The sequence below is a fragment of the Nonomuraea insulae genome (genome assembly GCF_042656245.1).
The window spans coordinates 1-8,378 of sequence record NZ_JBHSPA010000109.1 but is presented as its reverse complement, the minus strand read 5'-3'; the positions used below and the strand labels follow the sequence as shown (position 1 = coordinate 8,378).

At 70.5% G+C, this 8,378-nt stretch carries 8 protein-coding genes and 1 pseudogene; 5 read left to right on the top strand and 4 right to left on the bottom strand.

The features are described from left to right. A partial coding sequence (locus ACFPZ3_RS60815; protein ID WP_379523575.1) for an ROK family transcriptional regulator occupies positions 1-1,169 on the top strand: 1,169 nt, incomplete at its 5' end. A gap of 180 nt (positions 1,170-1,349) precedes the next feature. Here the strand turns inward: ACFPZ3_RS60815 and ACFPZ3_RS60810 are convergent. Next, a complete protein-coding gene (locus ACFPZ3_RS60810) occupies positions 1,350-2,222 on the bottom strand; it encodes an alpha/beta hydrolase (protein ID WP_379523574.1) in 873 nt (290 codons plus the stop codon). A gap of 634 nt (positions 2,223-2,856) precedes the next feature. On the opposite strand from ACFPZ3_RS60810, the gene ACFPZ3_RS60805 reads away from it, so the two are divergent. Next, the gene (locus ACFPZ3_RS60805) at positions 2,857-3,744 is read left to right on the top strand and encodes a hypothetical protein (protein ID WP_379523573.1); all 888 of its coding nucleotides are present in this window, start codon (positions 2,857-2,859) and stop codon (positions 3,742-3,744) included. Positions 3,745-3,847: 103 nt separating this feature from the next. On the opposite strand, the gene ACFPZ3_RS60800 is transcribed toward ACFPZ3_RS60805, so the two are convergent. Further along, positions 3,848-4,462 (bottom strand): TetR/AcrR family transcriptional regulator, encoded by a 615-nt coding sequence (locus tag ACFPZ3_RS60800; protein WP_379523572.1) that lies wholly within the window; start codon positions 4,460-4,462, stop codon positions 3,848-3,850. Between the two features lie 480 nt (positions 4,463-4,942). Between ACFPZ3_RS60800 and ACFPZ3_RS60795 the strand changes: the two genes are divergently transcribed. Continuing rightward, complete coding sequence (locus tag ACFPZ3_RS60795; RefSeq protein WP_379523571.1) at positions 4,943-6,079, top strand: hypothetical protein; 1,137 nt, start codon at positions 4,943-4,945, stop codon at positions 6,077-6,079. 776 nt (positions 6,080-6,855) lie between these two features. On the opposite strand, the pseudogene ACFPZ3_RS60790 reads toward ACFPZ3_RS60795, so the two are convergent. Further along, positions 6,856-7,098 (bottom strand): annotated as a pseudogene (locus ACFPZ3_RS60790) (HAD family hydrolase); the annotation flags it as partial. A gap of 67 nt (positions 7,099-7,165) precedes the next feature. Further along, positions 7,166-7,600, bottom strand: a complete 435-nt coding sequence (tnpA, locus tag ACFPZ3_RS60785; RefSeq protein ID WP_379523570.1) for an IS200/IS605 family transposase — start codon at positions 7,598-7,600, stop codon at positions 7,166-7,168. Between the two features lie 22 nt (positions 7,601-7,622). On the opposite strand from tnpA, the gene ACFPZ3_RS60780 reads away from it, so the two are divergent. Beyond that, complete coding sequence (locus ACFPZ3_RS60780) at positions 7,623-8,024, top strand: helix-turn-helix domain-containing protein (protein ID WP_379523569.1); 402 nt, start codon at positions 7,623-7,625, stop codon at positions 8,022-8,024. A gap of 65 nt (positions 8,025-8,089) precedes the next feature. After that, positions 8,090-8,378 (top strand): transposase (locus ACFPZ3_RS60775; protein WP_379523568.1); only part of this gene is annotated, 289 nt, incomplete at its 3' end.

The window sequence follows — 8,378 nt, the reverse complement described above, 5'->3', positions numbered from 1 at the left end:
TGCGTGGTGAGCTGGGAAACCCCCGGCTGTTGCGGGTGATGAACGAGAAGCGCCTGCTCGACCGGCTGCACGACCACGGCCCGGCGTCCCGCGCCGAGCTGGCCAAGGTCACCGGGTTGTCGAAACCCACGGTCTCGGCGGCGCTGGCCGGGCTGGAGACCGACGGGCTGGTCCACCTGGTGGGGGAGCTGTCCGGCCGGCCGGGGCCGGTGACCGCGCTGTACGACATGAACGCCGCCTCCGCCCACGTGGCGGGCATCGACATCGGGCGCGACTGGAGTCGCGTCGTCGTGGCGGACCTGCGGGGTACGTTCGTGGGCCGCAAGGACGGCCGCAACGACGCCCGCAACACGGCCGACCTGGCCCGCCACGTCCGAGAGCTGGCCCACGCCGCCTCCGCCGAGGCCGGCGTGCGGTGGTCGGCCATCACGTGTGCCGTCGCCGGCACGCCGGGCGTCTACGACCCGGTGGCGGGCCGGCTGGACTTCGCCTACAACCTGCCCGGCGCCGACCTGGTCGAACGGCTCCGCTCCGCGCTCGATCCCGACCTCGTCGTCGAGAACGACATCAACCTGGCGGCCGTCGGCGAGCACGCGCACGGCGAGGGCAAGGGCAAGGCGCACTTCGCCCTCGTGTCCATCGGCACCGGTGTCGGCATGGGCATCGTGATCAACGGCGAGCTGTACGTCGGCGCCCGCGGAGCCGCGGGTGAGGTGTCGTACCTGCCCGCCGCCGAGAACCCGCCGGTGGCCGGGGACCAGGTCGCCATGGAGCACGGGTCCACGGAGGCGGTGGCGTCCGCGCCCGGCGTGGTGCGCGCGGCCCGCGCCGCCGGACTCGACCTGGGGAGCGCGAAGGAGGTCTTCGAGGCGGCCGGGCGTGGCGACCGCACCGCCCTGGCCGTGATCGAGGCGGAAGGGCAGCGCATCGGCGGGCTGGTCGTCGCGGTCGCGGCGGTCCTCGACCCGGAGGTGATCGTGCTGAGCGGCGGGGTCGGGCGCAACCTCGACCTGCTCGGCGACGCGATCGAGCGCCGCGTGGCCGAGCTGGGACCGCTCCGGCCGCAGGTGGTCGCGAGTGCTCTCGGCGACAGCGGGGTGCTGCTGGGAGCGGTCGCCCGCGCCCGGCAACGGGCCTGGGAGCTCATCTTCGAAGCCCGCCTCGGCTGACCCGGAGTGTGCGCGCTGGGAGTCGTCGGTTCGCCTGCCGCCCGAGACGCGGCCTCGCCGGCCCTCGCTCGCAAGGGCCATCAACGAGACATCTCGTACGGGATGATCTCCGCGAGGGCGGCGGCCCCGCCCACAGGGGACGGCTTGGCGGCCGGACCGTCAAGCCGTCCCCGGCCGTTTCTAGACCGCGGCCTTGTCCAGAATGGCGGCCACCTCATCGGCCCTGAACAGGAACCCCACGTGTGAGGTGTCCATGGTGTGCACGTCGTAGGGGTTGCCGGGCGTCAGGGCGTCCGCTTCGGCGATCAGCCTGTCCTGCATGGCCACGGGCAGGGATCGGTCGCCGGTGAGGCGGATGTAGGTGCGAGCGATGGTGCCCCAGGTGCCGGCGTCGACGCGGGCGTCGGCCGTCATCACCGCGATCGACTCGTCCGGCTGCAGGATGTTGAGGAAGGCACGGAACTGCTCGTCGCTGACGTCCGCCATGGTCGCGGCCTTGAGCGCGTTGAGCAGTTCCACGTCCGCGGTGCGGTAGTTGGCCCGGCCGACACCGAGCTGAGCGGGGTCGCCGACGTTGAACGCGGCCAGCGGGCCCATCAGGTTGTCGGCGAACTCGGGCTCCGGCATGTACTCGATCGGGTTGGAGCGTTGTACGCACGACCAGGCGGAGATGTAGACGAGCCTGCTCACCAGCTCGGGGATCGCGTTGCCCACGCCGGTGATGGTGAGGCCGCCGAGGCTGGCTCCCACCAGCACCACGGGCCCGTGCTCCGCCACGCGTCGGACCACGTCGGCGACCATGTCGACGTTGTGCCGCAGGGTGACCCCGGCCAGCGTCGACGGCTCGGCCGCCCACGTGTCGAGGTCCTGGGGGGCCTGGTAGGCGAGCGGGTACTGCGCGTCGAGGCCATGGCCCGGCAGATCGACGGCGAAGCTGCGGTGACCCAGCAACGCCAGCTCACGCTGGACGGGAGCCCACATGAAAGAACTCGTGCCGGAGCCGTGGACCAGCACGAACGTAGGCGACGACGAGCGGTTGGAGGTGGATCGCATGAAGAACAGTCCGTTTCGATTGAAGGCATGGCGAACATGCCTGCGTTGCCGGAGGCGGCGTGCGGCTGCCGGATGAGAACGCGGCAGGGCAAGCCGTGAAAGCAAGCCGGCGGTCGGCGGCGGGCGGAACCCCTGTGGTGCGCGGCTTGTACCACGGCACCTGTCTGCGGGGTCGCCTCAACTGGCGCCGGTCGCTGAACGACCGGCGGGGCAGACCGCTTCAGCTGTTACGAAGACGGATGAACTTCTGGATCATGGCTGACAGCCTATCAAGGGGTCGGCCGCGCATTCGTCTCAGCTGAGCCGGAGGAGTTACTGCAGCTCAGGCCGACAGCGGACGGCTGGTCCACGATCGGGCCACGGGTTCGACGTAACGGGCCGAGCCGGACCCGTCCAGTGCGTACGTTCCGATCCCCAGCTGGTGGGATCGAGCGCCGCAAGGAGAGTGCCGACGAGACCCGCGCGGTCGTCAAGACCACGATCCACCGGTTGTCGTCGCGCCCTGTCCGCTGCACCTCATCATGGGCGAGACCCGACGCAAGAACCCTCGCACCGCCATGCGTTAGGCCGTCACCGAGGTTCTGGCACCCCATCGGCGTAGCAACCACACCGCCCGCTGGTACGTCTACCTGATATGCGGATTTTTCCCGCCATAGCGCTCCTCGCGCTCGCGGCGGCCTGCGGCACCACCGAAGCATCGGTCACTGCCGACCCGTTCACCGACCGCGCCCAGCAGGTCGCTGAACGCTGGCAGAGCTCGGTCGAGCGCGGGCCGTGGATCGAGGGATACGTCCCGCTGCGCAACCTGACCCTGGAGCTCGATTGGGGGCGCATGCCCCGGTGGGTCGGACGGAGCATGATCAACGCTGCCTGGAAGCTGGAGATCGAGCTTCCGGCCGAGGCACCCGCCCCGGCCGAGCTGCGCTGGGCCGATGGGAGCACGCTGAGCGTGCCGCTCCTGGCCGCAACGGCCGTCTACACCGGGCTCAGCAAGCCCAAGTCCTTCGTCGACGAAGAGTGTCCAGCCAACGGCTGCCGGCCGCTCCGGGTGATCGCGGTGGCGCGGGGTGAGGCCACAACGCCCAGCAACCGGGGAGACGTGCGGGTGCCCACGTGGGAGTTCACCGTGAAAGGCGTGCCGGAGCCGATCCGGCGGGTCGCCGTGGACCCGGCCGCGATGGGCGGGCCGCCTCGACCGCTGGCCGACGGGATTCAGGAGGTGAAAACCTACGAGGTGCGCGCGCCGACGGATCTCCAGCTGAGCTTTTTGCACGGCACCTGCGACACGACGTACGGCTCGCGCGTCCACGAGACGCCCGAAGCGGTGATCGTGGACGTCGACGTCCGGCAGGACGACGTGGATATCTGCAACGCGATGGGGAAGATCGACCGGATCGGCGTCACGCTGCGCAAGCCCCTGGGCCGCCGGGTGGTACTGGACTCCAGCAGCGGGCTGCCCCTGCTGCCGCAGAGCGACATCCACCTGGCCGAATTGCGGAACTACGACCCACGCCGTTCCTAGCCCGGCGCCGACGGTGGCGGGGTGGAGGAGGAGCAGGCAGTCGGGCGTGCTGGTCCCGCCGCATGTGCCCGTGGTGGGCCGCCCGCGCTGAGCGGCACCGCGTTCAGGGGAGGGGAGTGAGCGCGTCCTCCAGCGCCGCCCGCGCGCCGCGCAGGGCGAGACGGAGCTGGTCCGGTTTACGGCGGACCTGGGCCAGCAGCAGGCCGCCCTGGATCGCGGCCATGGTGAGGTCGGCCAGCTCCGTCACGTCCACGTCCGGGCGCAGCTCGCCCGACTCCTGCATCCGGCCAAGGCCCGTGATGAGGGGGGCCTCCCAGCGCGCGAAGGCGTCCACGAACGCCTGCCGGGTGAGGTCGTCCCGGCCGCTGAGCTGGCTGGCCAACGAGCCGATCGCGCAGCCGCCCACCGCGTCCTGCCGTGTCCCGTTGGCCACGATCGCGTCGAACCAGCGCTCGATACCGGCCAGCGAGTCGACCTCCAGGAGCAGCGGTTCCTGCGCGGCCAACACCGTGTCCACGGTGGAATGAACCACGGAGCGGATGAGATCGTCCCGGTCGTCGAAGTAGTGGTAGAGCTGGCTGCGGCCGACCCCCGCGGCGCGTTCGACGTCGTCCAGCGTCACCGCCGCGACGCCGCGCCGCTGGATGAGGTCTGCTGCCGAATCGAGGATGCGCTCTCGGGTCGCGCGACCCCGCGCGGTGGTCGGTGTGTGTCCCATGGAGCCTCCTCCGTGTTCTGTATCTCATAGTACAGACGTTCTGTACTCGCTGATACAGTCTGTGGTAGACCTTTCTGTACTAAGCAATACAGTCCTTGGCGGAGAGACGGAAGGAGAACCGGGTCCGCCATCCCGCCCGTCCAGCTGTCCGTGCTGCCGCACCCCTGAGTCGGCGTTCGCCGACACGATCGCGCTTGCTCAGCACGCCGAACGCGTCGGTCAGTCTTCGACGGGGCACGCCGCCGCGCCAGAACACCCCGATTGCCGCAATGCCCCCGGTCTGGCCCAGGACGGCCGCGCCGAGACCCCAGGGCGGCGGGCAGCACCAGCGCGGTGGCCGACGTACGGCATTCATGCCGCTCCCGAGTCGCCGGCGCGTGCCTGGGCAGGCCGTGCTCGGCGGCGAGCCGTTCGTAGCGGGCCGCCGGGCACCCCGTCCTGCCCGGGACCTCCCCATCCCGCACCACCGAAAGGAAGACCATGTCCTCCCACCGACCCACCGGACTGCGGCGGCGCGCCGCCACCCTCGGCCTCACCGCCCTGCTCGCCATGGGCACCGCGGGCACCGCGGCCCCTGCGGCCTTCGCGACCCCGGCTCCTGCGGCCTTCGCGACCCCGGCTCCTGCGGCCTTCGCGACCCCGGCTCCTGCGGCCTTCGTGTCCGCGGCCCCTGCGGCCGTCGTTACCCCGGTCCCGACCGTGGTCTTGGCCGCCACTCCGACGCGCCCCGACCACGCTGCCGGCACCCGCCTGGGCGACGTGCGTGTTCTCGCCCACTTCGACCGGGCCGCGGGCCAGGCCGCCGAGAGCATCGCCCCGGAGCCCGGCGGCGGCGCGGTCATCGGCATGATCCCCGGCCGCCAGGTGGTGCGGGTCGCGCATGACGGGACCGTCCAGCGACTCGTCACCATGCCGCTACCTCCGGGCGGCGGCGGCACCACCCCGGTCATCGGGATCCCCGTGGTCACCGGGGTCGCCCGGTCGGACAGCAGTACCGTGTACTTCCTCTATTCCTCCGGGCAGGGCGGGCTGACCGGGATCTGGCAGGTCCGTCGCTCCGGTGGGCCCCGGCTCGTCGTGCCGCTGCCTGCCGACACCATGCCGAACGCGCTGGTCATCGACGGCAAGCGGGACCGCTTCCTGGTCACAGACTCCACCGGCGGGCGCATCTGGCAGGCCCCGCTGCGCGGCGGCGCGGCCTCCGTGTGGTCGGCGGACCCGGCCCTGGCCCCCGGTGCCTTCTTCGGCGCCAACGGTCTGAAGATCCACGACGGTGCCGTGTGGGCGAGCAACTCCGACCACGGCACCATCGTCCGCATCCCGGTGACCAAGGGCGGCGGCTCCGGCCGCACCGAGGTCCGCGCAAGGGGGCTGGAGGGCATCGACGACTTCGACTTCACCGGTCGGGGCACCGAGATCCTCGCCGCGATCAACCAGACCAGCAAACTCGTGCGGGTGGACGCGGACGGCGCCCAAGAGACCCTGCTGGATGCCGAAGACGGCATGCAGGGGACCACGGCCGTCGCCGTTCGAGGAAATCGGGCCTATGTGACCAACGGCGCCAACCTGGCCGGGAACGACTCGAACCTGCTGCTCGCGGAGCTGCAGCGGCGCTGACGCACCTCTGCAGGACGGGCCACCCCGATCACGAACGCGGCGGTCAAGAAGGCCCACGCCCCGGCGGCCGACGCCATCCTCGCCTTCGAGGCTGACGCCATCGTCGCCTTCGAGGGGGATGCCATCGTCGGCTCCGAGGCCGCCGCAGAGAACGTCCGCATGGCCAAGGTGTACGCCGACACCGCGCACTCCAAGGCCGCCAAGGTCAAGGCGGATGCCGCGGTCGCGCGCATCGAGGCCGAGGCGGCCCACAAGAGTGCGGTGCGCACCGCCGGGTACGCCTACTCCACCGCCCAGGCGGCGATCGCCGCCCGCGAGTCCGCGCTGCAGGTGATCAAGCCGGCCAACAACGCGCGGCTCGCCGTACAAGGACATCGTCGCCTCCGCCGGCCTGGCTGGGCTGACCGGCCAGTCGTCCAAGACGCTCGCCGAGCAGCAGTCCGCCGCGGCCCAGGCCAAGGCCGGCCAGGCGAAGCAGGCCGCCGAGGAGGCGGCCGAACTGGCCGCCTCGGCCATGGAGGACGCCGAGGCGGCCGACTCCGTGGCCCAAGGCCATGGCCTCGTTCGCCAAAGCCCGCGACTCTGCCGCCGCGGCCAAGACAACGGCCACTGCGGCGGTCGAGGCCGAGTCCAACACCGTCGAGTACGACCGCCGGGCCACCGCGGGCGCCGTGGCTGACCTGCAAGGTGCGCGTCCTGATCAAGCTGGAGGCGTTGGTGCGGGAGTGGCAGCTCCGCCAGATCTTGTACGCCGCTGTTGAGGAACTTCGGTCGGGTCAGCGTCGCCCTGGCGGGGGAACGTGGACCCAAGCCATGCCGGCGGCCTGAGCAGCCTGGATCCCGTTGTCGGCGTCCTCAAAGACCAAGCAGTGTTTCGGGTCGACGGCCAACCGCCGGGCTGCTAGCAGAAACGGGTCCGGGGCGGGTATGGCCCGCGAATACTCGCCGGCGCAGATCATCACCTCGAACTTGTCGAGCAGTGCCAGGGCGGTCAGCGTAGCCGTCACCGACTCACGGCTGCTACCGAAATGCGGGCCAGTGCTCCGGCCTTCGGGCCGGAGGTGAAGGCCCGCGCGGGAGTGCCTGCTAGGGCGCGGGCGTGCTCTGACCTGGCCGGTTTTGCTGCTCGATGTACTGGCGCACGATCGACAGCGGTGCGCCGCCGACGCTCCCGGCGAAGTAGGAACCCGACCACAGCTTGTTCGCGCGGTAGTAGTGGCGGGCCAGTTCGGGACACTCCTGGCGCATCCGCCGGGAGGCCACTGCCTTGAGTGAGTTGACCAGCTTGGACAGAGCGACCTTCGGCGGGAAGTTCACCAGCAGGTGGAGGTGGTTGTTCTCGCCGTTGAACTCGGTCAGTTCGGTCTCGAAGTCCGCGCACACGTCCCGGAAGATCTCTTCCAGTCGAGTCAGGTGGCCATGGTTGAACACCTGATGACGGAACTTCGTCACGAAAACCAAGTGAGCGTGGAGAACGAAAACACAGTGTCTGCCGGTTCTGATGTCGCTGTATCCGGCCATAACCCAACTGTAGGATGAGATCGTGCAGCTGCGTTACTCCTTCCGCCTTGATCCGACCCCCGCTCAGCGCATCGCGCTGGCGCGGGCGTTCGGGTGCGCGCGGGTGGTGTTCAACGATGCGCTGGCGCTGCGCCGTCAGGCGCACGCGGACGGGTCGCCGTTCGTCAGTGACGGGGAGCTGTCCAAGCGCGTCATCACCGAGGCCAAGAAGCGGCCCGATCGGGCGTGGCTGGGCGAGGTATCGGCGGTGGTGCTCCAGCAGGCCCTCGCGGATGCCACGATGGCCTACCGTCACTTCTTCTCCAGCGTCGGCGGGAAGCGGAAAGGTCCGAAGGTCGCCCCGCCGCGGTTGCGGTCCCGCAAAGACAACCGGCAGGCGATCCGGTTCACCAAGACGCCCGGTTCAAGGCCGGGGAGAAGCTGAGCCTGCCGAAGGTCGGCGATGTCAAGGTCCGCTGGTCGCGGGAGCTGCCATCGGAGCCGTCCAGCGTGAGGGTGATCAAGGACCCGGCGGGCCGGTACTTCGCTTCGTTCGTCGTCGAGGCCGGCGAACACCCCTTGCCTCAGACACAGATCGAGACCGGGATCGACCTTGGGCTCGGGCACTTCGCCGTCCTGGCGAACGGCCGGAAGATCGACTCCCCGCGTTTCCTGCGCCGGGCGCAGAAGAGACTCACAAGGCTCCAGAGGAGCCTGAGCCGTAAGGCGAGGGGATCGACCAACCGGGTCAAGGCCCGGATCAAGGTCGCCCGGCAGCACGTGAAGGTCGCCGACGCGC

Bases quoted from the DNA above. Each gene is read 5' to 3' on its own strand.
- ACFPZ3_RS60810 (WP_379523574.1), bottom strand. From the start codon at position 2,222: ATGCGATCCACCTCCAACCGCTCGTCGTCGCCTACGTTCGTGCTGGTC.
- ACFPZ3_RS60800 (WP_379523572.1), bottom strand. From the start codon at position 4,462: ATGGGACACACACCGACCACCGCGCGGGGTCGCGCGACCCGAGAGCGC.
- ACFPZ3_RS60805 (WP_379523573.1), top strand. From the start codon at position 2,857: ATGCGGATTTTTCCCGCCATAGCGCTCCTCGCGCTCGCGGCGGCCTGC.
- ACFPZ3_RS60795 (WP_379523571.1), top strand. From the start codon at position 4,943: ATGTCCTCCCACCGACCCACCGGACTGCGGCGGCGCGCCGCCACCCTC.
- tnpA (WP_379523570.1), bottom strand. From the start codon at position 7,600: ATGGCCGGATACAGCGACATCAGAACCGGCAGACACTGTGTTTTCGTT.